Source organism: Micrococcus sp. GbtcB5 (genome assembly GCF_019091605.1).
Lineage (GTDB): Bacteria > Actinomycetota > Actinomycetes > Actinomycetales > Micrococcaceae > Micrococcus > Micrococcus luteus.
The window spans coordinates 84,490-110,671 of record NZ_JAGXJK010000004.1; the positions used below are offsets into that span (position 1 = coordinate 84,490).

The following is a 26,182-nucleotide window of genomic DNA, read 5'->3' on the forward strand; positions in this document are numbered from 1 at the left end:
GGATCCGGCAGGTCATGGTGCCGTCCCGGGCGTCAGGGGCGCGGGCGGCGGGTCAGGGTGATCAGAGAGCGACCGGTCATCCTGGGTCAGCGTGAGCTGTGCGGCCAGTCTACCCCCGCGGCCGTGATCGCACCCGAGGCGCGGTCCACGCCCTCGATCCGCACGCGCACCCGGGTGCCCGCCGGGACGCTGCCCGGCACCCGCAGGCTCACGGCCGGGTCGAGCAGCCACACCTCCGTGCCGTCCTTCGCCTCGCGCACCGCGATCCCCTCGAGCTCCGCGCCGACGCGGGACTCGAGCGCCGCCGCCTCCACGAGGTCCGCCGCCGTCCGGCTGGCGGCCGAGGCCCGGCGCGACGAGTCCGCCATGAGGGCGGGCAGCGCGGGCAGGGCGCTGCGGACCCATGCGGGGGCGGGGGCGCCGATGGCATGGGCGTGGCACAGGGCCAGGACGAAGCGGTCCACGAGCCGGCGCAGCGGAGCGGTGGCGTGGGCGTAGGGGGCGGCGAGCGCGGCCTGGGCCGGTTCATCCGGCGGTGTGCGCAGGGCCGGGTCCTCGGCCTGCGCGTCGAAGGCCGTGTACCCGGCGCCGCGGAACAGCCCGGTCGCCGCGTGCAGCACCGCCAGGTGCCGCGCGTCGGCGGGGTCGAGGGAACGCAGGTAGGCGCCGTAGTCCTGGCCCTCGTCCCACGGGGCGCCCAGGGCGCGTGTGCGCTCTCGGAAGGCGGCGACGGCCTCGGCGTCCGGCGCCGGCATCGTGCGCAGGATCCCGACCCCGGCGGCCAGCATCAGCTCGGCCGCGGCCATGCCGGTCAGCAGGGAGAGCTGGGCGTTGTGCTCCTCCGCCGGCAGCGGCGCCCGGTGCACGAGCTCGTGCGCCCCGTCCTCGGTGACACGGACCTCCTGGTCCGGCAGGTTCAGGGAGGCGCCGCCGCGGGCGGCCTCCTGCGCGGCCCGCCGTCGGCCCACCTCCGGCAGCAGCGTCAGCGAGTCGCGCACCTCGGCCGGCCACCCCTCGGCGGCGGCCCGGTCCGCGTCGGTGACCCCGGGACGCGGCGTCGTCTGCGCCTGCGCCCCCGGCTGTGCGTCGAGGAAGGCCTGCACCTGCCCGTACGTCAGCTGCGCCCGGGAGCGGATGCGGGCGCGTTCGAGGCCGGTCTCGACGACGGCGCCCGCGGCGTCCAGCAGGAACGTCCAGACGAACGCCGGGCGCTCGCGGTCGGGGAGCAGGGAGGCGGCGTCCTCGCTCAGCACCTCCGGGTGCAGGGGGACCCGGCCGTCGGGCAGGTAGACGGTCTGGCCGCGGCGGCGGGCCTCGGCGTCCACGGCGCCGCCCGGGGCCACGAAGGCGGGCACGTCCGCGATCGCGTAGCGGACGAGGATGCCGTCGTCGTCGGCGGGGGTCAGGAGCAGGGCCTGATCCAGGTCCGTGGAGCCGGCGGGGTCCACGGTGACGAACGGCAGCGCCGTGCGGTCCGCGTGGTCCGGGCTCCCGGTCAGGCCCGCGTGCACCTCACGCGCGGCCGCCTCCGCCTCGGCCAGGACGGGGGCGGGGAAGGCCGGCGGCAGCTCGAGCTCCGTCCGCAGGGCGGCGAGGCGCTCGAGCAGGGCCGGGTCGGCGGGGCCGCGGAGGCCGAGGGCGTGAGGCGACATGGCGATGCTCCTGGGCAGGGGGCCGAGACGACGCACGCCCCGGCGGATCACCGGGGCGTGCGGGCGGGTCAAGAGGCGGCGAACCCGAGCGGGCCCGACTTCTTCGCGCCGATCTCCACGAAGCCGATGCGGTCGCCGGGGACGACCACCTGGCGGCCCTTGGCGTCCGCCAGGACCAGCGGGGTGCCGTCGGCGACGGCGGCGTCCACGAGGGAGCGGACCTCGTCCGCCGACTGCTCGCTGTCGATGACGACCTCGCGGCCGACGTGCTGCACACCGATGCGGATCTCCATGGGGAACCTCTTCTCTTCGTCGCGTCCTGTGCGGTCCACCGTCAGCCTACGGGACCGCTCGGCGGGGTGGACGGGCGCCCACGAGGTTCACCCGCGGGCGAAACGGGCCGGACGGCCGGGTCAGCGCGGCGCGTCGTCCGCGGAGGGCAGCGAGGCGAGGCCGCGCCAGACGAGCGCGTCCACCGTGCGGGCCATCTCGGCGGCGGCGGGGCGGGCGTCGGCGTCGAGCCGGTCCGCCCAGTGGCGGGCGGCGCCCAGGAGATAGCCGACGAGTCCGCGGGAGAGCACCTCGGCCTCGGCCTCGGCTACGGTGGTGTCCGCGCGGATGGTGCGCGCGACCTCGGAGGAGAGCAGCCGGTGGACGGCCTCGCTGCGCGTGCGCACCTCCGGGTCCGCGTCGATGCCGGAGTCGAAGATGAGGCGGTGGGTCCGCTCGGGGGAGGCCATGTACTCGAACACGGCGGCGACGGTGGCCCGCACCCGTTCGCGGTTGTCCCGGCGGGTGTCCATCGCCGCCTCGAGGAGCGCGCGCAGGCTCGCGACCTCGGCGTCCAACAGCTCGAGGAAGAGCTCGTGCTTGCTGGGGAAGTGCTGGTAGAGGACCGGCTTGGAGACCTCGGCCCGCTCGGCGATCTGCTCCATGGAGGCCCCCGCGTACCGCTCGGCGGCGAAGACCGCGCGGGCGCAGTCCAGCAGCTGGCGGCGACGCTTGTGCCGGGGCAGACGACGGCCTCGCCCGGGCTCGTCGGGCGCGGTGGCGGCGGGGTGGGCGGTCACGGGGTCTTCCTGGCGCGGGGCGGGCTCACGCGATGCGCGCGGCGCCGCCGTCGTCCTCGTGCGCGGGGCAGGCCGCCTCGACCGTGCCCACGGCGGGGGCGGGGCGGCCGGGGGCCTCGATCCCGAAGACCGCCTCGAGGGCGTCCTCATAGCGGTCGAGCCGGCCCTCGGCGGCGAGCCGCTTGGCGCGCACGCTGGGCTCGTGCAGGAGCTGGTTCACCATGCGGCGCAGGGCGAACTCCACCTCCTCGGCGGCCGCCGTGCAGCCGTGGCGGGCGCGCACGCGCTCGAGCTCCCGGTCGAGCACACCGAGGGTGTGGCGGCGCAGGGCCTTGATCGCCGCGTCGGCACTGCGGCCACGCTGCGCGGCGCGGTACTCCTCGACGGCGTCGTCCACGAGCGCGCGGGCCTCCGCGACGGCGACCTGGGCCTGCTCGGGTGCGGCCAGCCGCACCGACTCGAGGGTGATGAGATCGACGTCCGGCAGGTCCGCGACCGCCGGGTCGAAGTCGCGCGAGAGGGCCAGGTCGACCACCGTGAGCGGACGCCGTCCGCCCTTGCGCAGCTCCTGGAGGCGCTCGGGGCTGATCTGGCGTTCGCCGCCGGAGGAGCCGATGATCACGTCCGCCTCGGCGACGGCGCCGGCCACGGCCTCGCCGCCGAGCGCGAGGGCCCAGCCGCCGCGGTCCGCGACGAACTGCTCCGCGCGGCCCGAGGCCGAGTGCACGCCGACGGTGGTCGCGCCCCGGTCCGCCAGCTGCGCGAGCGTGGTGCCGGCGTAGGCGCCCGTGCCGATCAGCAGGATGGTGGCCCCGGCCCAGAAGTCGCGCTGGGCCGCGGCGTCGGTGAGACCGCGCAGCTCCTCCGCGAGGTCCAGGGCGACGGAGACGACCGAGCGGCCGGCCGCGCCGAGCGCCGTGCGGGAGCCGACGTCCTTGGCCGTGCGCGTGGCGGACTCGAAGAGGCGGACGAGCGGACCCGAGGCGGTGCCGGCCTCCTGGGCCGCCGTCAGGGCGCGTCGGACCTGACCGGCGATCTCGCGCTCGCCCACCACGGCGGAGTCCAGTCCGGCGCCGACCTCGAAGAGGTGACGGGCCGTGGCGTCGGCGTCGAGTGTGCGGAACGCGGCGTGCACGTCCTCGTCCGGCAGGGAGGTGGAGGCGGCGACGGCGGACAGCAGCCCCGCGCGGGCGACCTCGACGCCGACCCCGTCGGCCTCGGCGTAGATCTCCACGCGGTTGCACGTGGCCAGCACGACGGCGCCCGCCGCACCGCTGCCGGGCAGGGCGGGCCCGACCCCGGTCGCGCCGGCGCTGAGGCGGGCGACCGTGTCCAGGTCCAGATCATGGTGGGAGGCGACGAGAGAGAAGACAGTCACAGCGGGCCAAGTCTAGCCCCGACCGCCCCGCCCGTCCGGGAAGGCGGACCTGACCCGGGCGCCGCCGGCCAGTGTGACGACGCTCACGGAGGACGCGGATGTGCCACCGCGACACGACCGGTGGGACACTGGGGGGCATGTCCGCCCTGTCCCAGACCCCCGAGACCCCCGCGGCCGTCCCGGCACTGCCCGCCGAGCACCCGCTGCGCACCGAGGATCCATCACGCTCGACCGTGGCCAGCCCGCTCCTTCGCGCGCTACGCGGCCAGCGCCCCGACCGCCACCCCGTGTGGTTCATGCGGCAGGCCGGCCGTTCGCTGCCCGAGTACCGCCGGGTGCGCGAGGGGATCGGGATGCTCGACTCCTGCCTCATGCCGGACCTGGTCCGGGAGATCACGATGCAGCCGGTGCGCCGCCACGACGTCGACGCGGCGATCTTCTTCTCGGACATCGTGGTCCCCCTGCGCCTGGCGGGCGTGGACGTGGAGATCCAGCCCGGCGTGGGCCCCGTGCTCGGCCAGGCCGTCCGCACCGCCGACGACGTCGCCGCGCTGCCCGTCCTCGAGGACGCCGCCCTGGACGTCATCCGCGAGGCCGTCGCGGCCACCGTCGCCGAGCTGGGCCCGCGCCCCCTGATCGGCTTCGCCGGTGCCCCCTTCACGCTGGCGGCGTACATGGTGGAGGGCCGTCCCTCCCGCGACCACTTCGGCCCGCGGCGCATGATGCACGCCGACCCCGAGACGTGGGCCGCCCTGGCCGGCTGGGCGGCCACCGTGTCCGGCCAGTTCCTGCGCGCCCAGCTCGAGTCCGGCGCCTCCGCCGCGCAGCTGTTCGACTCGTGGGCCGGTTCGCTCTCGGCGGACGACTACCTCGAGCACGTGCAGCCGCACTCGACGGCGGCCCTCGCCCATGTCGCCGACCTCGCCGGGCCCGGCGTCCCCGACGGCGCCCCGCTCCTGCACTTCGGCACGGGCACCGGAGAGTTCCTGCACCACCTGCGTGACGCGGGCGCGACCGCCGTTGGCGTAGACCACCGCCTCACGCTCGCCGAGGCGCACCGCCGGCTCAGCGCGAACCCCGGCCCCGACGGACGCGGCGCCGTGCCCCTGCAGGGCAACATCGACCCGGCCCTGCTCGCCGCCCCGTGGGAGGTCCTCGAGGCCCACGTGCGCGACGTCGTCGCCTCCGGCGCCGTCGCGCCCGGTCACGTCGTCAACCTCGCCCACGGCGTGCCGCCGGAGACGGACGCGGCCGTGCTGACCCGCGTGGTCGAGCTGATCCACTCCCTGCCCGTGCCGGAGCGGGAGGGCCAGGACCCGGCACCGGGGGCCGAGACCGCCGAGCGGGAGGAGCGCGCATGAGCGGCACGGCGCTCGTGGTCGGCGGCGGCATCGCCGGCCTCGTCGCGGCCCACCGACTGTCCGCGGCGGGCTGGGACGTGACCCTCGCCGAGGCCACCTCCGTGCTCGGGGGCGCGGTTTCCCCGCGCTTCCTCGACGTCCCCTCGCACGGCGAGACCGGGGCCCCCGAGACCCAGACCCTCGAACTCGACGGCGGCGCCGAGTCGTTCGCCGTCCGCGGCGCCGCCGTGCGCGCGCTCGTGGAGGAGCTCGGGTTGGGCGAGAAGATCGTCGCGCCCGAGCCCCTCGGCTCGTGGCTGCACGGTCCCGCCGGCCCCGTGCGTGCCCCGCGTCTCGGCATCGTCGGCATCCCCGGCGACCTCGACGCCGAGGACCTCGCCGCCGCCCTCACGCCGGCCGGCCTGGAGCGCGCCCGGCAGGACGCCGAGGCCCCCATGGATCGCTGGGCCGCCGCGCTCGCGGCCGGTGAACCGGTGACCGTCGCGCAGGTCGTGGCCGACCGCCTCGGCGACGAGGTGCTCGAACGCCTCGTGGCCCCCGTCGTCGCCGGAGTCCACTCGGCCGACCCCGCGGTCGTCGAGCTGGCGCGCGTGGCCCCCGGCCTGCTCGCCGCCGCCGTGGAGCACGGCGGGCTGGCCGCGGGCGTCGCCGCGCTGCGGTCCACCGGGACACCCGGCTCGCTCGTGGCCGGGCTGGACGGCGGCATGGTCCGCCTCACCGGTCGGCTCGTCGAGGCGCTGCGCGAGGACGGGGCCACCGTCCTGCGCGGCGTCCGGGTGGCCGCCCTGTCCCGCGTGCCCGCCACCGGCGGCTGGTGGGCCCAGATCTCGGACCGGGACGACGAGGTCGTCCGCGGGCTCGACGTGGACCGCGTCGTGCTGGCCGTGGACGGCGTCACCGCCTGGGACCTGCTGGCCCCGCTCTCGGCCGAGGCCCTGGACCCTGACGCCGGCCCCGCCCTCGGCGAGGGCATCGCGCTGGCCACGCTCGTCGTCGAGGCCGCGGGCCTGGACGACGCGCCACGCGGCACCGGAGTGCTGGTCGGCGCCGGGACGGACGTGGCCGCCAAGGCCCTGACCCACGCCACCGCCAAGTGGGCGTGGCTGCGCGAGGTCGTCGCGCGGCCGCAGGAGGACGGCGTCGCCCGTCACCCCCACCGCCATGTGCTGCGCCTGTCCTACGGCCGCCAGGGCGGTGGGCCCGAGGCCCTGGGCCACCGCAGCGCGGACGAGGAGCTGCTCGCGCAGGCGCTCGTGGACACGGCGACTCTCACCGGGGTGCCGCTGGCGGAGGAGGACGTCGTCGCCCGCACCGTCACCCGCTGGCGCCGCTCCATCCCGCCGCAGGCCGGCCCCGACCGCGCGAAGGCGGACACGCTGATCGACTGGGCACGGGACGTGCCCGGCCTCGACCTCGTGGGCAGCTGGGTGCACGGCACCGGGCTGGCCGCCGTCGTCGCCGGCGTGGACCGCACCCTCGGCGCCGACGCACCGCCCGCCGGCTGACCTCGCCCCCAGACCACCCCTGACGCAATCGGATCCCAAGGAAGAGGACCATGACCAAGGACAGCACCACCACCCCTGCCGAGGCCGGCAAGGACTGGTTCACCACCTACACCGTGTTCGCCCGCCCGCAGGGCGAGCCAGGCTGGCTGGGACTGGAGGGCCGCGACGCGAAGAAGGCCGCCAAGGAGTTCGACGAGGCCGTCGCGCGGGTGGCCCAGACCGGCGTGACCGTGCGCGGCGTCTACGACGTCTCGGGCATGCGCGAGGCCGGCGACGTCATGGTGTGGATGTACGGCCAGGTGCCCGAGGACCTGCAGGCCGCCATCCGCGAGCTGCGCCGCACCCGTCTGCTCGAGGGCACCACGATGGTGCTCTCGGCCATGGGCGCAGATCGCATGGCCGAGTTCAACAAGGACCACGTCCCCGCCTTCGCCATGGGCCGCAAGGCCCTGAAGTGGCTGTGCTTCTACCCGTTCGTGCGCTCGTACGACTGGTACCTGCTGGACCCGAAGGAGCGGGCCCGCATGCTCCGCGAGCACGGCCAGCTCGGCCAGGACTTCCCGCAGGTGTGGGCGAACACCACCAGCGCGTTCGGCCTGAACGACTGGGAGTGGCTGCTGGGCCTCGAGGCGGACGAGCTGACGGACCTGGTGGACATGATGCGCCACCTGCGCAACAACGAGACCCGCCTGCACGTGCGCAGCGAGGTGCCGTTCTACACCGGACGCCGTCTGGAGACCGCCGAGATCGCGGAGGTGCTGGCCTGATGACTACCGCCCCCGAGCCCCGCGCCGACGCGCCCGTCCACACCGGCCCGGACGCCGGCGTCGCCCCGGCCCTCCGGACGCCCGAGAAGGCCGCCGCCGGCGTCGACTACGACGTGTGCGGCGTGATGGCCCCCAAGGACTACGACGCCCTGCTGCTCGCCTCCTTCGGCGGGCCCGAGGGCCAGGACGACGTGATCCCGTTCCTGCGCAACGTCACGCGCGGGCGCGGCATCCCGGACGAGCGCCTCGAGGAGGTCGCCACCCACTACCGCGCCAACGGCGGCGTCAGCCCCATCAACGCGCAGAACCGCGCGCTGAAGGCGGCCATCGAGGCCGAGCTGGCCGCCCGCGGCCTGGACCTGCCCGTGTACTGGGGCAACCGCAACTGGGAGCCCTACTTCCCGGACACCCTCGCGCGGATGCACGCCGACGGGCACCGCCGCATCCTGACGGTCACCACATCCGCGTACTCCTGCTACTCCTCGTGCCGCCAGTACCGCGAGGACATGGGCATGGCCCTGGAGCAGACCGGCCTGACCGGGAAGGTGGACCTGGACAAGACGCGCCAGTACTTCAACCACCCCGGCTTCATCGAGCCGTTCCGGGACGGCCTGCGCGCGGACCTGGCCTCGTTGCGCGCGGAGCTGGGGGACGACGCGCGGATCCACGTGCTCTTCGCGACCCACTCGATCCCCACCTCCGACGCCGCCGCCGCCGGCCCGCGCGGCCTCGCCGCCGACCTGCGCGCGCAGGCGGGGGCGGAGCCGGGCGATGAGGGTGCGGACGTGTACTCGGCGCAGCACCTCGATGTGGCCCGCGAGATCCTCGCCGGCGTGCCCGAGGCCGCGGACGTGCCGTGGTCGCTCGTGTACCAGTCGCGCTCCGGCCCGCCCTCGGTGCCGTGGCTCGAGCCGGACATCAACGACGCGATGGAGCACCTCGCGGGCGAGGGCGCCGAGACGGACGCGCAGGGGCGCGCCGTGGCGGGCTTCGTCGTCGTGCCGCTGGGCTTCGTCTCGGACCACATGGAGGTGGTCTGGGACCTCGACACCGAGGCCAAGGAGACCGCCGAGGGGCTGGGCGTGGGGTTCCGTCGCAGCCCCACCCCGGGCACCGACCCGCGGTTCGTGGCCGGGCTCGTGGACATCGTGGAGGAGCGGCTGGGCCGCCGCGAGGGCCGCGCCGCGGCCGGCTGCTTCCCGGCCTGGTACGACGTGTGCCGGCCGGACTGCTGCGCCAAGGTGATGCGGGACGGCTCGACGCGGCCGACGACGTCCGCGGTCGACGCCGCCGTGCGCGGGCTGGCCGAGCACGAGGCGGGCGCCGCGGCCCCCGCCGAGGAGGCCTGAGACCGTGACCCCCCTGCGCATCGGCACCCGGGGCTCCGCCCTGGCGACCACGCAGACCAGCCACGTGGCCGAGGCGCTCACGGAGCGATCCGGCCTGGCCCACGAGCTGGTGGTGATCCGCACCGAGGGCGACGTCACCACCGGCTCGCTGGCCTCGCTGGGCGGCACCGGCGTGTTCGCCTCGGCGCTGCGGGCCGCCGTGCTCGACGGCGTCGTGGACGCGGCGGTGCACTCGCTCAAGGACCTGCCGGCCGCCCAGCCGGAGACCCTCGAGATCGCCGCGGTGCCGGCCCGGGCCGACCTGCGGGACGCCCTGTGCGCCCGCGACGGCCTCACCCTGGCGACCCTGCCCGAGGGCGCCCGGGTGGGCACGGGCTCGCCGCGCCGCGTGGCCCAGCTCAAGGCGCTGCGCCCGGATCTGGAGCTGGTGGACATCCGCGGCAACGTGCAGACCCGCCTGGCCCGCGTGCCCGGGCTGGAGCAGCACGACGACCACGCCCCGGCAGCCGCGGGTTCGCCCCGCGGTGACCTCGACGCCGTGATCCTGGCCTGTGCCGGGCTCGACCGCCTCGGCCTGGACCACGTGATCACCGAGCGGATCGACCCGGAGGTCATGGTGCCCGCCCCCGGGCAGGGCGCCCTGGCCGTGGAGATCCGGGCCGAGGACGAGTCCTTCCTCGGCCGGGCGCTCCTGGACCCCCAGGCGCCGGTCGGAAGGATGCACGCCGCCCTCGAGCTGGTCGACGATCGGGACACCCACGTGGCGGTCACCGCCGAGCGGGCCCTGCTGCGTCGCCTCGAGGCCGGCTGCGCCGCGCCGATCGGGGCCGTGGCCCGCGTGAGCGACGGCGAGGCGGGCGCGCCGCGCATCGAGATGACCGCGATGGTGGCCGCCCTCGACGGCTCCCGCGTGCTGCGCCGGACCTCGTCCGTGCAGCTCGACCCGGTGCCGGCCGACGTGGCCGGTGACCCGGCGGCCGCCGACGAGTGGCTCGAGGACACCCTGTTCGTGGCCGCGGAGGCACTCGGCGTGCACGTGGCCGAGCAGTTCGTGGCCGAGGGCGCCGACCTGCTGCCCGGCACGGTGCGCGGGGTGGACCGGGGCGACGGCGCCCCACGGCCCGACGACCCGGCCTGAGATGCGCGTCCTGCTCACCCGCCAACCGGCCCAGGCCGGCGACCTGGAGGCCGGTCTCGCCGGCGCCGAGGTGGCGGGGCGGCGGCTGCGGGTCGGCTTCCTGCCGCTGACCGACTTCGCGCTGCCCGACGACGACGGCCCGCTGCGCGCGCTGCTCGCGGACTGGGCGGGTGCCGACGGCGATGCGGTCGGGCCGGTGCGCTCGGACGGGCCCCGCTGGCTCGTGGTGACGAGCCCCAACACCGTGCGCGCGCTCAGGGCCGTCGGCTGGGACGGTCATGTCCCGGCGGGCGCGCGGATCGCGGTCACCGGACCGGGCACGGCACGGGTGCTGACCGAGGCGGGCTGCGACGCGGCGCCGTGGCTGCCGCCCGAGGACCGCTCCGCCGAGGGCCTGATCGCCGGACTCGCCGCCCTGCATCCCCGCGGCGCCCGCGCGTGGCTGCCCCAGTCCGATCGGGCCCGGCCCCGCCTCGCCGACGGCCTGCGCGCGGCGGGCTGGGACGTGCGGACCGGGCTCGCCTACCGGACGGTGCCGTATCCGGCGCAGGCCGGCAGGCGACTGCTCGACGGGGCGGCGGACGAGGGCCGGGGGGACGTCGTGACGCCCGCGCGGCTGGCCGCGGTCGCGGCGGGGACCGCCGTGGTGCTCACCAGCTCCTCCGCGGCGGAGGAGTTCGTGGCCGCGGGTCTGACGCCACTGGTGGGGGAGCGGGTGCGGCTCGTGGCGATCGGCGCGCCGACCCGTGACACGTGCGCGCGGCGGGGTCTGCCCCTGCTCGGGACGGCCCCCACGCCGGACGCGGCCGGAGTGCTGGCCGTGCTGCGCGGTGCGGCCTGAGCCGCCCGGCCGCACTCGAGGCGAGGCTCAGTCGGGGCGGTCGCCGTCCGGGTCGGGCGCGTCGTCCTCCGACGGCGCCGGGCCGGCGTCGTGCTTCTCGTCCTGCGGCACGCCGGTGGCGGCGGCCATGATGTCCACCCGCGGGCCGCGCAGGATGGCGACCGAGACGTTGGTGAAGCCCGTGTTGGCGAGCAGCTCCGAGGCCTCCTCGTCCGTCAGGTCGTACGCGTGCGCGAGCATGCGCACGTTCTCCGTGTAGAAGGCGTGCAGGCGGTCGACGCCGCGCAGGAAGCCCAGAGTGTTCCCCATGGCGGGGAGCCTACCGGGCGGGCGTGGTGGGCGGGTGGCCGGCGGGTGAACGGCCGGTGGACCGGCCCGCCGGCCGCGGGGGACGACGGGCCGTGCCGCTCAGCCCTCAGCGCGGCGGCTGCGGCGGCGGACCAGCGAGACCTCCATGGTGCGGCCCTCGGTGCGGGTGCGCAGGTACGGCTGGTCCTCCACGAGGGTGGAGAGCTTGGAGTGCCCGAAGTCGCGCGGGTCGAAGTCCACGTGGGTGCGGCTCAGGTGCTGGCCGATCAGGGACAGCGTGGCCCAGCCGTCGTCGGTGCTCGTGGCGTTGACGGCCTTGGTGAGCGCGGCCTGCAGGTCGATGCGCGGGGCGGCGTCGGCCTCGTCGTGCTCGGGCTCGGCCTCGACCGGCACCTCGGGCGGGGTCGGGTCCTCGGTGACGTCCGACGACGACGCACGGCGGCCCCGCCGACCGGCCCCGGACTTCGCCTCCGCGGCCTTCCCGTCCTTGCCGGCGGCGGCGTCCCCGGCGGGCGCCTCGTCGGCAGCGGGGGCCTCGGCGTCCGCGTCCGTGGCCTCGGGGGTGTCGGCGGCGTCGGTGGTCTTGGACCCGCGGCCGCGGCCTCGACCACCGCGGCGGGACCCCGAGCGGCCGGAGCCCTCGGACGCCTTGGCGTTCTCCTCCTTGGCGGGGGCGTCCTCGCCGGTCTCGTCGTCGTCGACGTCGTGGTCCGTGGCGGTGCCGAGCAGCTCGAGGTAGATGAACTGGTCCACGGCGTTGCGCAGGGAGGCGGGGGTCTTGCGGGCGCCCAGGCCGATCACGCGCTTGCCGCCCTCGCGCAGGCGGGTGGCCAGGCGCGTGAAGTCGGAGTCGGAGGAGACGAGGGCGAACGCGTCCACGTTGCCCATCCAGAGCAGGTCCATCGCGTCGATGATGAGCGCGGAGTCCGAGGAGTTCTTGCCCACGGTGTAGGCGAACTGCTGGACCGGCTGGATCGCGTGGTGGTTCAGCGCCTTCTTCCAGCCGTTGAGGTTGGTCGTGGTCCAGTCGCCGTACGCGCGCTTGATCGTGGGGGTGCCGTAGGTGGCGAGCTCCTCGAGGATCAGGGGGGCGAACTTGGGGGAGACGTTGTCGCTGTCCATCAGGACGGCGATGCGCAGGGATGCGGGGGTGGGTTCGGGCATGTGTCCCACCCTAGTCGGCGGCGGTGCGCCCGTGGCCGGCGGTGACCGGGGTCGCCTCCCGCTCGCCCCGGCGCGGGCGGGTCCGCGAGGCGGCGGCCACCGTGCCGACGACCAGCCCGACGAGCGCCGGGACCACCCAGCCGAAGCCGACCGCGTAGCCGGGCAGCACCCGGCCGGCCAGGCCCGTCAGGGCGGTGACGGGCGGCGTCGTCGCGAGCGCCTCCGGCAGGGCGCCCAGCAGGTCGAAGAAGGCGGCGAGCCCCGTGCAGGCGACCACCCAGCGGGCCACCGCCGGGCGGTCCCGCACCCAGGCCCAGGCGAGGCCGAGCAGGATGACGACGACGGCGATCGGGTAGAGGAACATCAGCACCGGGACGGACCAGGCGATGATCGCCTCCAGGCCCAGGTTGGCGAGTGCGAAGGACACCACGAGGAAGAGGCTCGCCCACAGCCGGTAGGACCCGGGGAACATCTCCGCGAACATCTCGGCGCACGCCACGATCAGTCCGATGCAGGTCTTCAGGCACGCGACGAAGACGATGGCCGCGTCGAGGTACGCGCCCGCCGTGCCGAAGAAGTGGCTCGCGGTGCGGGCGAGGACGTCGCCGCCGTTCGCGGCCTGTGCGAACGCGCCGTGGCTCGTGGCGCCGACGTACGCCAGCGAGGCGTAGACCACCGTCATCGCCGCGCCGCCGAGCAGCCCCGCCTTGCCCAGCTCCACCGCCATGCGGCGCGGGCCCGTCACGCCCAGGCGCCGGGCGGCGTCGACGATCACGACCGCGAAGGCGAGCGAGGCGAGCGCGTCCATCGTGGCGTAGCCGTCCAGCAGGCCCCGCACGAGCGCCCCGTCGGCGTAGGCGGGGGTCGGCGAGGGCAGGGCGCCCGTGCTCATCGGGGCCACGACGGCGGCCGCCACCAAAGCGCCGAGAAGGACCAGGAACGCCGGGGTCAGGTACCGCCCCACCCACTCCATGAGCCGGCCCGGACGGAACGCCGCGACCGCGGCGACCGCGAAGAACGCCGCCGTGAAGCCGAGCAGCCGCAGGCCGCCGTCGCCCGCCAGGGGCGCGACACCGATCTCATAGGACACCGTGGCGGTGCGGGGGATGGCGAAGAGGGGGCCGATCGTCAGGTACAGCAGGCACGTGAACGCCACGGCGAAGCGCCGGGAGACGGGCGCCGTCATCTCACGGACCGAGCGCGCCCCCGTCACCGCCGAGGCGACGATGCCCAGGACCGGCAGCCCCACCGCCGTGACGAGGAAGCCGAGCGTGGCCGGCGTGACCGCGGCGCCCGCATCCCGGCCCAGGCCGGCGGGGAAGATCAGGTTGCCCGCGCCGAAGAACAGGCCGAAGACGAGCGAGGCCAGCAGCAGGGTCTGACCGGGGCGCAGGCGCGGGGGCATCACGGGCCTCTCGACGGCGGACGGGGCGCCATGACTGTACCCGGCGCGCGGTCAGCCTCCGCGCCTAGACTGGACGGGTCCCCGAACCAGGAGCGTGTGACCCCGTCATGTCCTTCCCGCTGCACCGTCCCCGGCGTCTGCGCCGGTCCGCCGCGATGCGCCGCCTCGTCGCTGAGACGCGCCTGCACCCCGCCGAGCTGATCCTGCCGGCCTTCATCAAGGAGGGCGCCGCCGAGCCCGTGCCGATCGCCTCGATGCCGGGCGTCGTGCAGCACACCGCGGACTCGCTCAAGGCCGCCGCGGCCGAGGCCGCCGAGCTGGGCCTGGGCGGCATCATGCTGTTCGGCGTGCCGACCACGCGCGACGCCGTCGGCAGCGCCGCCCTGGACCCGGACGGCGTCCTGAACCGGGCCATCCGGGACGTGAAGGCGGAGGTGGGGGACGGGCTCGTCGTGATGTCCGACCTGTGCCTGGACGAGTTCACCGACCACGGCCACTGCGGCGTGCTCACCGCCGAGGGCACCGTGGACAACGACGCGACGCTGGAGATCTACGCCCGGATGGGCGTCGCGCAGGCCGAGGCCGGTGCGGACGTGCTCGGCCCCTCCGGGATGATGGACGGCCAGGTCCGCGTGATCCGGGAGGCCCTCGAGGGCGCCGGCCACCACGAGACCGCGATCCTCGCCTACGCCGCGAAGTACTCCTCGGCGTTCTACGGGCCGTTCCGCGACGCCGTCGACTCCCAGCTCACGGGCGACCGCAAGACCTACCAGATGGACCCCGCGAACCGGACCGAGGGGCTGCTCGAGGTCGCCCTCGACCTCGAGGAGGGTGCGGACATGGTCATGGTCAAGCCCGCCATGAGCTACCTGGACATCGTGCGCGACGTGGCGGACATGGCGGACGTGCCCGTCTCCGCTTACCAGATCTCGGGGGAGTACGCGATGATCGAGGCCGCCGCGGCCAACGGCTGGATCGACCGGAAGGCCGCGATCATCGAGTCCGTGCTCTCCATCCGGCGCGCCGGCGCCGACACCGTGCTGACCTACTGGGCCGCCGAGCTGGCCCGCTGGATCCAGGAGGACTCGCTCTGATGACGACCACCCCGAACGCGTCCCAGCCGACCACCAACGCCGCCGCCTTCGCCGCGGCCCAGGCCGTCATCCCCGGCGGCGTCGACTCGCCCGTGCGCGCCTTCGGCTCGGTGGGCGGCACGCCCCGGTTCATGGCCGGCGCACGCGGCCCGTACCTGACCGACGTCGAGGGCAACGAGTACGTGGACCTGGTCTGCTCGTGGGGCCCCATGCTGCTGGGCCACCAGCACCCCGAGGTCGTCGAGGCCGTCCACGCCGCCGTGGACCGCGGCCTCGGCTTCGGCACCTCCACGTTGGAGGAGACCGCGCTGGCCGAGCTGATCGCCTCCAAGGTCCCGGTCGAGCGCGTGCGCTTCGTGTCCACCGGCACCGAGGCCACCATGACGGCCCTGCGCCTGGCCCGCGGCGTGACCGGCCGCAACCTGATCGTGAAGTTCGCCGGCTGCTACCACGGCCACTCGGACGGCCTGCTGGCCGCGGCCGGCTCGGGCGTGGCGACCGCCGCCCTGCCCGGCTCCGCGGGCGTCACCGAGGCCGCCGCCTCCGAGACCCTCGTGGTGGACTACAACGACCGCGCCGCCGTCGAGGCCGTGTTCGCCGAGCACGATGAGCGCATCGCCGCGCTCATCACGGAGGCCGTGCCCTGCAACATGGGCGTCGTGGAGCCCGCCGAGGGCTTCAACGCGTTCCTGCGCGAGATCACCCGCCGCCACGGCGCGCTGCTGATCTGGGACGAGGTGCTCACCGGCTTCCGCGCCACCGCCACGGGCGGCTGGGGCCTGTCCGGACAGCCCGAGGGCTGGACCCCGGACATCTGGTGCTTCGGCAAGGTGATCGGCGGCGGCATGCCCGCGGCCGCCCTGGGCGGCTCCGCCGAGATCATGGACCACCTGGCCCCGCTCGGCCCCGTGTACCAGGCCGGCACCCTCTCCGGGAATCCGGTGGCCATGGCCGCCGGCCACGCCACGCTCTCCCGCGCCGACGAGGCCGTCTACGCGGCCGTGACGCGCGCCTCGGACGCCGTGCGCGAGGGCCTCGTGGCCGCGCTCGACGCCGAGGGCGTGGACCACTCGATCCAGCGGGCCGGCACCCTGTTCTCCCTGGCGTTCGGCACCTCCGGCACCGGCGTGCGGGACTACCGGGACGCCCAGGGCCAGGAGGTCTTCCGCTACGCCCCGTTCTTCCAGTCGATGCTGGCCTCCGGCGTGTACCTGCCGCCGTCCGTGTTCGAGGCCTGGTTCGTCTCCGCCGCCCACGACGACGCGGCGGTCACCCGGGTGCTCGACGCGCTGCCGGCCGCGGCGAAGGCGGCCGCGGCGGCGACGCCCCAGGGCTGAGACCCGGGTGCGGGTCGGGGCCGGGCGCTCAGCGCTCGGCCTCGACCGGCCAGTGGCGCGAGACGGTGGCCTGCGGGTCCTTGCGTCGCAGGTACTGCTCGAAGCTCTGCGCCTGCTCGGCCTTCCAGCGGACCTGCCGCTCGTGCAGGTCCGCCGGCGCGACGCGCAGCTGCTCGTACTGGGCGGCCAGGGCGTCGGCCACCTGGACGGCGGCGAGGGCGTCCGCCGCGGAGGTGTGCGCGTTCTCCAGGGTCACCCCGTAGTGCTCGGACACCGCGGAGAGCGTGCGCTTGCCCTTGCGGAACCGGTCCACCTGCTTGTCCAGCACGAACGGGTCGATCACGGGGCGGGCCTCGAGCGGCGTCAGCCCGTGGCGGCGCGCCTCCCGGTCCATCACCGTGAAGTCGTACACGCCGTTGAACGCCACCACGGGGATGCCCGCGGCGAACAGGTCCCGCAGGGTCTCGGTGATCTCCGTGACACCCTGCGCGGCGGGCATGCCCTCCGCCTGCGCCCGCTCCGTGGTGACGCCGTGGACCTCGGCCGCCTCGGCCGGGATGGGCACGCCCGGGTCCACAAGCCACTCGGCCGACGACGCGGCGCGGCCCTGCTCGTCCACCATCACCAGGGTGGCGGTCACGATCAGCGCGGTGCGCGGATCACGTCCGGTGGTCTCGAGGTCGAAGCCGGCGCGGATGCTCTCATGCCAAGTCACGCGCCTCACGCTACCCGGAGCGGCGGACACGACAGGATGGGGTCGTGACCGATCACCCTGTGCTCCCCGGCGCCCGCCACCGCGACGACGGACCGCTCACCCTCGGCGAGGGGCTCGAGGCGCTCGCCCGTCTGGTCCCGCCCGGACGCGCCGTCAGCTACGGGGGGCTGGCCGGCCTGCTGGGGGTCGGCGGTCCGCGGCAGGCCGGCCGGGCGATGGCCGAATCGAGCCCCGGCACGCCGTGGTGGCGGGTGGTCCGGGCCGACGGCTCGCTGCCTCCGGAGCTGGCCGCGCGGGCCGCCGTCGAGCACGAGCGGGAGGCCATGCCCCGCACCCCGGCCGGGCGCGTGGACCTGCCCCGGGCCCGCTGGGAGCCCGACGACGGCGCCGCGCGGGCGATCCGTGCGATCGCCGACCGTATCGTGTCCGGGCCCGGTGCGAGGATGAGGCCATGACCAGGGAACACGGGGTGGACCCCTTCGACGACGACGCGGCGGCGCCGGAACGGGCCGCCCGGCTGGTGCGCATGGCCGCCGCGCCCGAGGACCGGATCACGCTGACGGACGAGCAGGAGGCGATCGCCTCGCTCGCCCCCGGGCACGGCCCCGTGCTCGTGCTGGGCGCCCCCGGCACGGGTCGCACCACCGTGGCGGTCGAGTACGCGGCCCGCCGGATCGAGGCGGGGCTGGACCCCGAGTCCCTCCTGCTGCTGGCCCCGAGCCGGGACGCGGCGGCGCGGCTGCGCGACGCCCTGACCCGCCGGCTCGCCGCCGCCGGTCGGGGCACCCGGGCCGTCACTCCCGTGCGGACCTGGTCCTCCTACGCGTTCGACCTGCTGCGCCGCGCCCGCGTCACGGGTCCGCTGAGGCATCTGGAGGTCGCCCCCCGGCTGCTCACCGGCGCCGAGCAGGACACGGTGATCGCCGAGCTGCTCGAGGGCTACGCCGCCGGCCTCGCCGCCGCGCCGGACTGGCCGGCCGACGTCGCCCCCGCCGTGGAGGCGAGGGGATTCCGCCGTGAGGTCCGCGAGCTCGTGGACCGCATGAGCGAGCTCGGCCTCGAGCCGGGCCGCCTGCAGGAGCTCGGCACTGCCCACGGGCGCCCCGAGTGGGAGGCCGCGGCCGTGCTGCTGCAGGACTACCGGGACCGGATCGACCTGGGCATGGCCGAGGCGTTCGACGCCGCCGGGCTGCTGTCCGCCGCCGTCCGCGTGCTCACCGAGCGGCATCCGCAGGACCCGGAGCGCGATGCCGCGGCGCGGGCGTTCGTGGCGGAGGAGCGGGACCGCCTGGCCGTGCTCGTGGTCGAGGACCTCCACGAGGCCACCCCCGCCGTGCACGACCTGCTCAGCGTGCTCGGCCGCGGGCGGGACGTGCTGCTCACCGCGTCGCCGGACACCACCGTGGAGGGCTTCCGCGGCGCCCGGCCCGACCTCCTCGCCCGGTACCCCGGGGTCCTCGACGCCGATCCCGTGCCCGGGGCGGCCGGGCCCGCGTCCCCGGACGGACGCGTCCGGGTGCTGACGCGCGGGCACCGCATGCGCGCCGAGGTCCAGGACGCCTATCTGCGGGTGGCCCGGCGGGTCCGCCAGCGCACCGCCGCCGTCGAGCGGACCCGCACCGAGACCGTCCCGGCGGACGGCGACGGCGCCGTCCGGGCGCACGTCGTGCCCACCCGCGCCCACGAGGACCAGCTCGTCCTCGAACGGGTGCTGCGGGTCCACCACGAGGACGGGGTGCCCCTGGACCGGATCCTCGTGGTCGCCCGCTCCGGCTCCCGTGTGGCCGCGCTCGCCCGTCACCTGGAGGCCGAGGGCGTCCCTGTGCTGCGGGACGCCGCCGGGCTCGTGCTGAAGGAGGAGCCCGCCGTCGCGCCCCTGCTCACGCTGCTGGACGCGGCGGGGGCGCTCGCGGAGGATCCGGAGGCCCGGGTCGAGGACGTGCTCGATCCGGACGAGGTGGTGGGACTGCTCACCGGCCGGTACGGGATGGCCAGCGCGCTGCACGTGCGGCGGCTGCGCCAGGATCTGCTGGCCGCCGAGCGGGGCCGGGGCGGCCGGCGCACCTCGGACGCGCTGCTCGCCGCGGCCCTCCTGGACCCGAGCCTGGCCGGCCCCGAGCACGAGCGGCACCGCGCCCTGCGCCGCGTCCACTGGATGCTCCGGGACGGCCTCGAGGCCGCCCGCGCCCCCTCGGCCTCGCCCGAGACCGTGCTGTGGGCGCTGTGGTCCGCCTCCGGTCGGGCCGAGCGGTGGCGTTCGCTCGCGCTGCGGCCCGCCGAGCATGCGAACGACCGCCGCGAGTCCCGCCGTGCGGACGCGGATCTCGACGCCGTCGTCGCCCTGTTCAAGGTGGCCGAGCGCTTCGTGGACCAGTTCCCGGGCGCGTCGCCCGAGTCGTTCGCCGTCTACATGGAGTCCCAGGACCTGCCCGTGGACACCCTGGCCCGCCGGGCCGAGTCCGGCGACGCCGTGCACGTGCGCACCCCCGCCGCGGCGGCCGGCCAGGAGTGGGACACGGTGATCGTCGTGGGCCTGCAGGAGGGCGTGTGGCCGAACACCCGGCTGCGCGGCCAGCTGCTCGGGGCCACCGACCTCGTGGACCTCGTGACCCTGCCCGCGGACGCCCCGTGGCCCACGGACCACCGCACCCGGCTGCGCGAAGTCCGTCAGGACGAGCTGCGCATGCTCGCGGCCGCCGTCTCCCGGGCACGGCGCCAGGTGGTCGCCACGGCCGTGCGCTCGCCGGATGAGGGACCCTCCGACTTCCTCGACCTGGTGGACCCGCCCGAACGGCTGCCCGCCGAGGCGCGCGACGCCGCCGGCGTCCGGCGGCTCACCGCGGTCCCCGACCCGATCACGGCGCCCGCGCTCGTCGGCCGGCTGCGCCGCGTCCTGGAGGCCGGGGACGAGGCGGACGCGGCCGACGGGGCGACACCCCGGGCGGCGGCGGCCGCCGGCCTGGCGGTCCTCGCCGCGGACGGCGTGGGCGTCGCGGACCCCCGACGCTGGTGGGGCCTGCTGCCGCTGTCCACCGAGGCCGCGCTCGTCGACCCGGAGCGCGAGGTCGTCGCGCTCTCGCCCTCCCGCGTGGAGACGGCCCTGCGCAATCCGTTGGACTGGGTGCTGTACCACGTCGGCGCGAACGCGGGCGGGACCCTCGCCCAGTCCGTGGGCACGCTCGTGCACTCGGTGGCCGAGCACCATCCCGAGGGCGTGCCCGAGGACGTGCGTGCCGAGCTGGAACGCCGCCTGCCCGAACTCGGCCTGCCGGAGGGCTGGATCACGGAGATCGAGCACGACCGGGCCCGTGGCCTGGTGGACGCCTACATCGGCTACTGGAGCATCGCCCGGGCGGCCGGGCGTCGGCCCGTGGCCCAGGAGGTGCGGCTCCTCGCGGACCTGACGTGGGGCGGGACCACCGTCCGGATCACCGGCGTCGTGGACCGGCTCGAGGCGGACGCGCAGGGCCGACCCTTCATCGCCGACCTCAAGACCGGCCGCAGCGCGCCCACCGGTGCGGAGATGGCGCGCCAGCCCCAGCTGGCCGCCTACCAGGTGGCCGTCCGCGCCGGTGGTCTGGAGCAGGTCCGGGACGACCCCGCCACCGACCCCGCCCTGCGCGCCGCGCTCGCCGGGCTGGAGCGGCCCACGACGCCGGCCGGCGCGGCCCTCGTCCAGCTCGGCGCCGGCACCCAGAAGACCAAGGTGCAGGACCAGCCGGCCCTCGAGGACGAGGACACCTGGGCGCTCGAGCAGGTGTTCACGGCGGCCCGCCGCACCACGGGGCCGCGCTTCCTCGCCCTCCACGAGGCCGGCGCCCGTCGGTGCGCGCTGCCCTCCGTCTGTCCGCTCTGCTCCGAAGGAAGGCAGGTCACCGAATGGCCCCGCTGACCGGCGATCCCGCCGCCCCGACCGATCGTCCGCGCGTCGAGGACGCGGTCCACTCGCCGGAGGACATCGCGGCGCGGCTGCGGCTGCCCCCGCCCACGGAGGAGCAGGCCGAGGTGGTCACCGCCCCGCTCACTCCGCGCCTGGTGCTGGCCGGCGCGGGCTCCGGCAAGACCTCCACCATGGCCGACCGGGTGGTCTGGCTCGTGGCCAACGGTCTCGTGCGCCCGGACGAGGTCCTCGGCGTCACGTTCACCCGGAAGGCGGCCGGTGAGCTCGCCGAGCGGATCAACGGGCGCGTGGACGCCCTGCTGCGCTCCGGCCTCGAGATCCCCGGCTTCGACGGCGAGCCCGAGGACCTGGGCCGCGCCTCGGTGTCCACGTACCACTCCTACGCGGGCGCGCTCGTCAGGGACCACGGCCTGCGGATCGGCGTGGAACCGGAGGCGCGGCTGCTGGGGGGCGCGGACGCCCACCGGCTCATGGGCGCCGTCGTGCGTTCGCATCCGGTGGTCGCGGACACCCTCGGCGTGGCCCCGTCCCGGCTCATCACACAGGCCCTGCGGCTGGCCGGGGACATGGCCGAGCACCTGGTGACCGCGGACGAGGTGCGCGGGTTCCTGGCCCGGCTGGCCGAGCAGGGGAGCGCCCTGCCGCTGCCCCCGCGCGCCAAGACCCCCTCGAAGGAGATCCAGGAGTTCCTGACCGGCCTGGCGGACCGCGCCCTCATGGCGGACCTCGTGGCCCGCTACGACGAGGTCAAGCGCGAGCAGGACGTCATGGACTTCGGCGACCTGCTGCGCCACGCGGCGCGCATCGCCGTCGAGGTGCCGGCGGCCGGCGAGCAGGAGCGCGCGCGGTTCCCCGTGGTGCTGCTGGACGAGTTCCAGGACACCTCCCACGCCCAGATGCGGATCTTCGCCGGGCTGTTCGGCCCGCGCGGCCCCGAGGACGACGCGCCCGGGCTGGGGCACTGCGTCACCGCGGTGGGCGACCCCCACCAGTCGATCTACGGCTTCCGCGGCGCCTCCGCCGGACAGCTCTTCGCCTTCCCGCACGCCTTCCCCCGGCTGGAGACCGGTCCCGGCGGCGCCCCGCGGCGTGTGAACGCGGACGTCTCGCACCTGACGATCGCGTGGCGCAACGAGGAGTCGATCCTGGCGGTCGCCAACGCCGTCGCCGCGCCGCTGAACGCCCACGCCGCCGCGGCGGGCGGCGCGCCGGTGGAGGTGCGCACCCTGCGACCCCGACCGGGCGCGGGGGAGGGCGTCGTCCGGGTGGACCGGTTCGTCACCGCGGAGGAGGAGGCCGCCGACGTCGTCGCCCGCCTCGGCGCCCTCACCGGGTCCGGGCCTGGGGGGACCACCCCGAGCCGCGCCGTCCTGTGCCGCACCCGCGCCCAGTTCGGCCCCGTGCTGGACGCGCTCGACGCCGCCGGCCTGCCCTACGAGGTGCTCGGGCTCTCCGGGCTGCTGGCGCTGCCGGAGGTCGCCGAGGTGCTCGCCGTCCTCCACGTGCTGGCCGACCCCACGCGCAGCGACCAGCTCGTCCGCCTGCTCACCGGCCCGCGCTGGCGCATCGGTGTGGCCGACCTCGAGGTGCTCCAGGAGCGCGCCCGGTTCGTCTCGCGGCTGCGGGCCCAGCGGGCCGCCGGTGGGCGGGAGGACCCCGCCGGGGCTGCCCCGGACGCGGCCCCGGACCGGGACGTGAGCCCCGAGGAGGACGCCGACGCCGCCGCCCTGCTGGAGGCCCTCGACTCCCTGCCCGGGGAGGGGACGGACTGGGTCGGCTCCCGCGGCCGCGGCTTCTCACCCGAGGGCCTGGCCCGGCTGAGGGCCGTCAACGCCGAGCTGCGCCGGCTCTCCACGCGCACCGGGGAGGACCCGGCCGACCTCATCGCGGAGGTGATCCGTGAGACGGGGTTGGACGTCGAGGTGGCCCTGCGGCCCGGCGTCTCCGCGGCCGCGGCCCGGCGGCACTTGAACGCGTTCCAGGACGCGGCCCGCGACTTCGGCGCCGGCACCACGGCGACGGACCTGACGGCGTTCCTGGCCTGGACGGAGTCCGTCCTCGAGCACGAGGACGGCCTCGGCGTCGAGAACGCCGAACCCACCCCCGGCCTGGTCCAGGTGCTCACCGCGCACGCCTCGAAGGGGCTCGAGTGGGACGTCGTCGCGGTCCCCGGCCTGCAGGAGGGCACGTTCCCGTCCACGCGGGCGGACCGCTGGACCAGCCCCGGGGCCGGCGCGCTGCCGTGGCCCCTGCGCGGGGACCGCGCGTCGCTGCCGCAGTGGGACGGCTCGTGGGCCCAGGACCAGCGGGACTGGGTCCAGTCGGCCGGCACCAAGTACAGCTCCAAGGCGGCCCAGGAGGGCAACCCGGACCCCTATGCCGTGGCCGTGGCCGCCCACGCCGAGCGCGAGGAGCGGCGCCTGGCCTACGTCGCGTACACGCGCGCGCGATCCGCCCTGTGGCTGAGCACCTCCCTGTTCAAGGGAGTCAACAAGGAGCCCCTGCCGGCCTCGGCCTTCCTCGAGGAGGTGGCCGGTCTGGCGGGGGAGGTGCCCGGCGTCGCGCTCGGCCCCGCCCCCGCCGAGGACGACCTGCCCGAGGCCAACCCCGCCGCGGCCCGGACGCTGGTCGCCCGCTGGCCCTTCGACCCGCTCGACGGCCCGGAGGCCTTCGTCGCCGACCCGGAGGACCCCGAGGACGAGGAACGCTGGCAGCCGCTGCCGCACCGCTCCCGGGCCCGCCGGCACGGGGTGGAGGCGGCCGCCGCGGCCGTGCACGCCGCGGACCCGGCGGCGCTCGGGGACGACCCGGAGCTGGCCCGCCAGGTGGACTGGGTGCTGCTGCGCCGCCGGGACGTCGCCGGGACGGGCGGGGAGACCGCCCTGCCCGAGCACGTCTCCGTGTCCCTCTACGGCGAGCTCGCCGCCGACCCGCAGGCCGTGGCCGAGCAGCTGCGCCGGCCCCTGCCCCGGCCGCCCGCGCACGCGGCGCGACGCGGCACGGCGTTCCACGCGTGGCTCGAGGAGCGCTTCGGGGCCACCGGCATGCTGGACATCGGCTCGGCCGAGGACGCCGCGGACCTGTGGGTCGACGAGGCCCTCGACCTCGGCCCGATGCAGGAGTGGTTCCGCTCCTCGCGCTGGGCGGAGCGCACCCCGGCCTTCGTCGAGGCCCCGGTCGAGACGACGGTCGGCGGGATCACGCTGCGCGGCCGGGTCGACGCGATCTACCGCTCCGGCGGGGACCCCCGCCTGCCCTTCGACCCCGAGGCCGACTGGGAGCTCGTCGACTGGAAGACCGGCGCCGTGCCGCGGGGCCGCGACCTCGAGCTCAAGTCGCTGCAGCTGGCCGTCTACCGGCTCGCCTGGTCACGGCTGCACGGGATCCCGCTGGAACGGATCGGGGCCAGCTTCGTGTACGTGGCCCACGGGCAGGAGCGCTCCTTCCCGGACCTGCCGGGGGAGGAGGAGCTCGAGCGTCACATCACGGACGCCCTGGCCCGCCGTTGATCGGCCGCACCACCTCGACGGCGGGCAGCGACCCCGTCTCCGGGTCCGCGCTCCTCACGGCCGCGGCCTCCCGGGCGTCCTCCGCCGCATCCCGGGCGTCCTCGGCGGCGTCGGCGGCCGCGTCGGCCTCCGCCTGGCGCGCGGCCGCCTCCTGCGCGGCGCGCACGTCGCCCTCGAGCTCGGCCAGCATGGCCTCCGCCTCGGCGACCATCCCCTCGTCGTGCCGGTCCAGGCCCCGCGTGAGCCACTGGGAGAGGGCGAACTCGGCGAGCAGCGCCGCACGGCGCATCAGGTGGGCGTCGCCGTCGTCGGCGGCCCCCGCGTCGGCCCGCCGGGCCGCGTAGGCGTCGAGGACGCGGTCGGCCAGGTCCGGGTCCGTGGCGGCGGCCAGCCAGGCGACGTCGCCGGCGGGGTCGCCCACGTGCAGGTCCGTCCAGCCCGTCACGCCCACCACGCGGCCGCGCTCGAGGAGCAGGTTGTCCTCGTGCAGGTCACCGTGCACGGGCACCGGGGTGAACCGCCACAGGGCCTCCTCCTCCATGGCCTCCTCCCAGCGGCGCAGCAGCAGGGGTGGCACGCGGCCGGAGGTGGCCGCCTGGTCGAGGGCGTGGAGGTGGCGCTGCCGGATCTGCTCCGCCGTGTAGGAGGGCAGGTCCGCGTGGTCCACGACGTCCGAGGGCAGCGTGTGGATCGCGGCCAGCACACGGCCCACGTCCTGCACCGCGGGCTCGCCGAGCCGGGCCAGCTCGTCCAGGGTGACGGGACGCCCGGGCATGTCCTGGTAGACGAAGGTGCGCAGCCCCTCGAGCCGCACCGCGCCCGCCACGGAGGGCGTGCGGAACGGCAGGCCGGCGCGCACCGCCGGGGTCAGGCCCGCCAGCACCTGCAGCTCCGTCTCGAGACGGATGCCCGCCTCCGGGGTGCGGGGCGAGCGGACACGCCACCGCTGGCCCTCACCGTCCACGACGACGGCGGTCGAGAAGTCCGCGGGGTCGTCCGGGCTCGCCTCCACGGAGACGGGGGCGAGGCCGGGGACGGCCGCGGCGGCCAGGGCTGCGAGACGAAGGGGCTGACGATCCACCCCTCCAGCCTAGGTGTAGGAGGGCATGACGTTGTTGACTCGGGTCGGTGCCAGTGAGGCCGGAGGAGCGTCTCCGCAGGAGGTATGAGGCCGATGGTAGTTGTAGTGGTTCACCCACACCGCCAGGGCCTCACGCCGAGCTTGCTCTGAGGAGTACGGGCGGGCGTAGAGGACCTCGTCCACCATCAGCCGGTTGTACCTCTCCACCTTCCCGTTATGGCGCGGGGTGTAGGGGCGGATCCGGTGGTGCCGGCCCCCGAGCGAGACCACCTTCGCGGTGAAGTCCACGGCCCGGTAGTTGTTTCCGTTGTCCGTGATCACCCGGTCCACGGTGATGCCGTGCGCGGCGAAGAACGCCCTCGCCCGGCAGTAGAAGCTCACGGTCGTGGCCGCCCGCTCGTCCTCCAACGCCTCGGTGTAGGCCAGCCGGGTGAACCCGTCGATCGCCGAGTGCAGATAGGTGTAGCCGACCCGCCGGCCAGGCCCGCGCTTGGAAGCACGGCCTGCTTCACTGTCACGTCCGTGAGCACGCCAGCCGCCCCCGTCTGGGATCTTCCCGATCTTCTTCACATCCAGGTGCACCATGTGCCCCGGCCCTCTCGCGGT

At 76.1% G+C, this 26,182-nt stretch carries 21 protein-coding genes; 11 read left to right on the forward strand and 10 right to left on the reverse strand.

The window, feature by feature from the left end:
* Positions 1-86: 86 nt before the first annotated feature.
* The 4 genes from KVS67_RS02515 to KVS67_RS02530 all read right to left on the reverse strand — a co-directional run bounded on the left by KVS67_RS02515 (position 87) and on the right by KVS67_RS02530 (position 4,100).
* Positions 87-1,652, reverse strand: a complete 1,566-nt coding sequence (locus KVS67_RS02515; RefSeq protein WP_063189558.1) for an RNB domain-containing ribonuclease — start codon at positions 1,650-1,652, stop codon at positions 87-89.
* Positions 1,653-1,720: 68 nt separating this feature from the next.
* The gene (locus KVS67_RS02520; protein ID WP_002854967.1) at positions 1,721-1,945 is read right to left on the reverse strand and encodes a DUF3107 domain-containing protein; all 225 of its coding nucleotides are present in this window, start codon (positions 1,943-1,945) and stop codon (positions 1,721-1,723) included.
* Positions 1,946-2,065: 120 nt separating this feature from the next.
* Positions 2,066-2,722 carry a TetR/AcrR family transcriptional regulator gene (locus KVS67_RS02525; RefSeq protein WP_044659417.1) on the reverse strand — a complete coding sequence of 219 codons (657 nt, stop codon included), beginning with the start codon at positions 2,720-2,722 and terminating at the stop codon, positions 2,066-2,068.
* Positions 2,723-2,747: 25 nt separating this feature from the next.
* The gene (locus tag KVS67_RS02530; protein ID WP_063189557.1) at positions 2,748-4,100 is read right to left on the reverse strand and encodes a glutamyl-tRNA reductase; all 1,353 of its coding nucleotides are present in this window, start codon (positions 4,098-4,100) and stop codon (positions 2,748-2,750) included.
* Positions 4,101-4,237: 137 nt separating this feature from the next.
* On the opposite strand from KVS67_RS02530, the gene hemE reads away from it, so the two are divergent.
* The 6 genes from hemE to KVS67_RS02560 are packed head-to-tail and all read left to right on the forward strand — an operon-like array spanning position 4,238 to position 11,061.
* Positions 4,238-5,461: a uroporphyrinogen decarboxylase gene (hemE, locus tag KVS67_RS02535; RefSeq protein ID WP_063189555.1), complete on the forward strand. Its 1,224-nt coding sequence runs from the start codon at positions 4,238-4,240 to the stop codon at positions 5,459-5,461.
* A complete protein-coding gene (locus KVS67_RS02540) occupies positions 5,458-6,966 on the forward strand; it encodes an NAD(P)/FAD-dependent oxidoreductase (protein ID WP_063189553.1) in 1,509 nt (502 codons plus the stop codon). The genes hemE and KVS67_RS02540 overlap by 4 nt, the downstream gene beginning before the upstream one ends.
* A 50-nt stretch (positions 6,967-7,016) precedes the next feature.
* Entirely contained in the window at positions 7,017-7,733 is a 717-nt protein-coding gene (gene hemQ, locus KVS67_RS02545; protein ID WP_036314319.1) for a hydrogen peroxide-dependent heme synthase, read from the forward strand.
* The gene (locus KVS67_RS02550; RefSeq protein ID WP_063189551.1) at positions 7,733-9,082 is read left to right on the forward strand and encodes a ferrochelatase; all 1,350 of its coding nucleotides are present in this window, start codon (positions 7,733-7,735) and stop codon (positions 9,080-9,082) included. The genes hemQ and KVS67_RS02550 overlap by 1 nt, the downstream gene beginning before the upstream one ends.
* A 4-nt stretch (positions 9,083-9,086) precedes the next feature.
* Positions 9,087-10,220, forward strand: coding sequence for a hydroxymethylbilane synthase (hemC, locus tag KVS67_RS02555; RefSeq protein ID WP_036381109.1), 1,134 nt, complete (start codon positions 9,087-9,089; stop codon positions 10,218-10,220).
* Between the two features lies 1 nt (position 10,221).
* Positions 10,222-11,061 carry a uroporphyrinogen-III synthase gene (locus tag KVS67_RS02560; RefSeq protein WP_063189549.1) on the forward strand — a complete coding sequence of 280 codons (840 nt, stop codon included), beginning with the start codon at positions 10,222-10,224 and terminating at the stop codon, positions 11,059-11,061.
* A gap of 27 nt (positions 11,062-11,088) precedes the next feature.
* Here the strand turns inward: KVS67_RS02560 and KVS67_RS02565 are convergent, their stop codons facing one another.
* The 3 genes from KVS67_RS02565 to brnQ all read right to left on the reverse strand — a co-directional run bounded on the left by KVS67_RS02565 (position 11,089) and on the right by brnQ (position 13,939).
* Positions 11,089-11,370 carry a hypothetical protein gene (locus tag KVS67_RS02565; RefSeq protein WP_049147275.1) on the reverse strand — a complete coding sequence of 94 codons (282 nt, stop codon included), beginning with the start codon at positions 11,368-11,370 and terminating at the stop codon, positions 11,089-11,091.
* Between the two features lie 99 nt (positions 11,371-11,469).
* The gene (locus KVS67_RS02570) at positions 11,470-12,534 is read right to left on the reverse strand and encodes an NYN domain-containing protein (protein WP_041103338.1); all 1,065 of its coding nucleotides are present in this window, start codon (positions 12,532-12,534) and stop codon (positions 11,470-11,472) included.
* Positions 12,535-12,544: 10 nt separating this feature from the next.
* On the reverse strand, positions 12,545-13,939 hold the full coding sequence (gene brnQ, locus KVS67_RS02575; RefSeq protein WP_063189547.1) for a branched-chain amino acid transport system II carrier protein: 1,395 nt from the start codon (positions 13,937-13,939) through the stop codon (positions 12,545-12,547).
* A gap of 107 nt (positions 13,940-14,046) precedes the next feature.
* On the opposite strand from brnQ, the gene hemB reads away from it, so the two are divergent.
* Positions 14,047-15,033 carry a porphobilinogen synthase gene (gene hemB, locus KVS67_RS02580; protein WP_063189545.1) on the forward strand — a complete coding sequence of 329 codons (987 nt, stop codon included), beginning with the start codon at positions 14,047-14,049 and terminating at the stop codon, positions 15,031-15,033.
* A complete protein-coding gene (gene hemL / locus KVS67_RS02585) occupies positions 15,033-16,370 on the forward strand; it encodes a glutamate-1-semialdehyde 2,1-aminomutase (protein WP_063189543.1) in 1,338 nt (445 codons plus the stop codon). Before hemB ends, hemL begins: the two co-directional genes overlap by 1 nt.
* Positions 16,371-16,398: 28 nt before the next feature.
* Here hemL and KVS67_RS02590 read toward each other — a convergent pair whose 3' ends face one another.
* The gene (locus tag KVS67_RS02590) at positions 16,399-17,085 is read right to left on the reverse strand and encodes a 3'-5' exonuclease (RefSeq protein WP_036339262.1); all 687 of its coding nucleotides are present in this window, start codon (positions 17,083-17,085) and stop codon (positions 16,399-16,401) included.
* A gap of 44 nt (positions 17,086-17,129) precedes the next feature.
* Here KVS67_RS02590 and KVS67_RS02595 point away from each other — a divergent pair, with 44 nt between their 5' ends.
* Genes KVS67_RS02595 through KVS67_RS02605 form a run of 3 tightly spaced genes read left to right on the forward strand, consistent with a single transcriptional unit; the run spans position 17,130 to position 24,495 of the window.
* The gene (locus KVS67_RS02595) at positions 17,130-17,540 is read left to right on the forward strand and encodes an MGMT family protein (RefSeq protein ID WP_036314337.1); all 411 of its coding nucleotides are present in this window, start codon (positions 17,130-17,132) and stop codon (positions 17,538-17,540) included.
* Positions 17,537-20,977 carry an ATP-dependent DNA helicase gene (locus KVS67_RS02600; protein ID WP_036339266.1) on the forward strand — a complete coding sequence of 1,147 codons (3,441 nt, stop codon included), beginning with the start codon at positions 17,537-17,539 and terminating at the stop codon, positions 20,975-20,977. Before KVS67_RS02595 ends, KVS67_RS02600 begins: the two co-directional genes overlap by 4 nt.
* Complete coding sequence (locus KVS67_RS02605) at positions 20,965-24,495, forward strand: ATP-dependent DNA helicase (RefSeq protein WP_036339269.1); 3,531 nt, start codon at positions 20,965-20,967, stop codon at positions 24,493-24,495. The genes KVS67_RS02600 and KVS67_RS02605 overlap by 13 nt, the downstream gene beginning before the upstream one ends.
* Here KVS67_RS02605 and KVS67_RS02610 read toward each other — a convergent pair.
* Both KVS67_RS02610 and KVS67_RS02615 read right to left on the reverse strand, forming a co-directional pair.
* Positions 24,470-25,576, reverse strand: coding sequence for a macrolide 2'-phosphotransferase (locus KVS67_RS02610; RefSeq protein ID WP_036339271.1), 1,107 nt, complete (start codon positions 25,574-25,576; stop codon positions 24,470-24,472). The genes KVS67_RS02605 and KVS67_RS02610 overlap by 26 nt on opposite strands.
* A 9-nt stretch (positions 25,577-25,585) precedes the next feature.
* Positions 25,586-26,182 (reverse strand): integrase core domain-containing protein (locus KVS67_RS02615; RefSeq protein ID WP_217564737.1); only part of this gene is annotated, 597 nt, incomplete at its 5' end.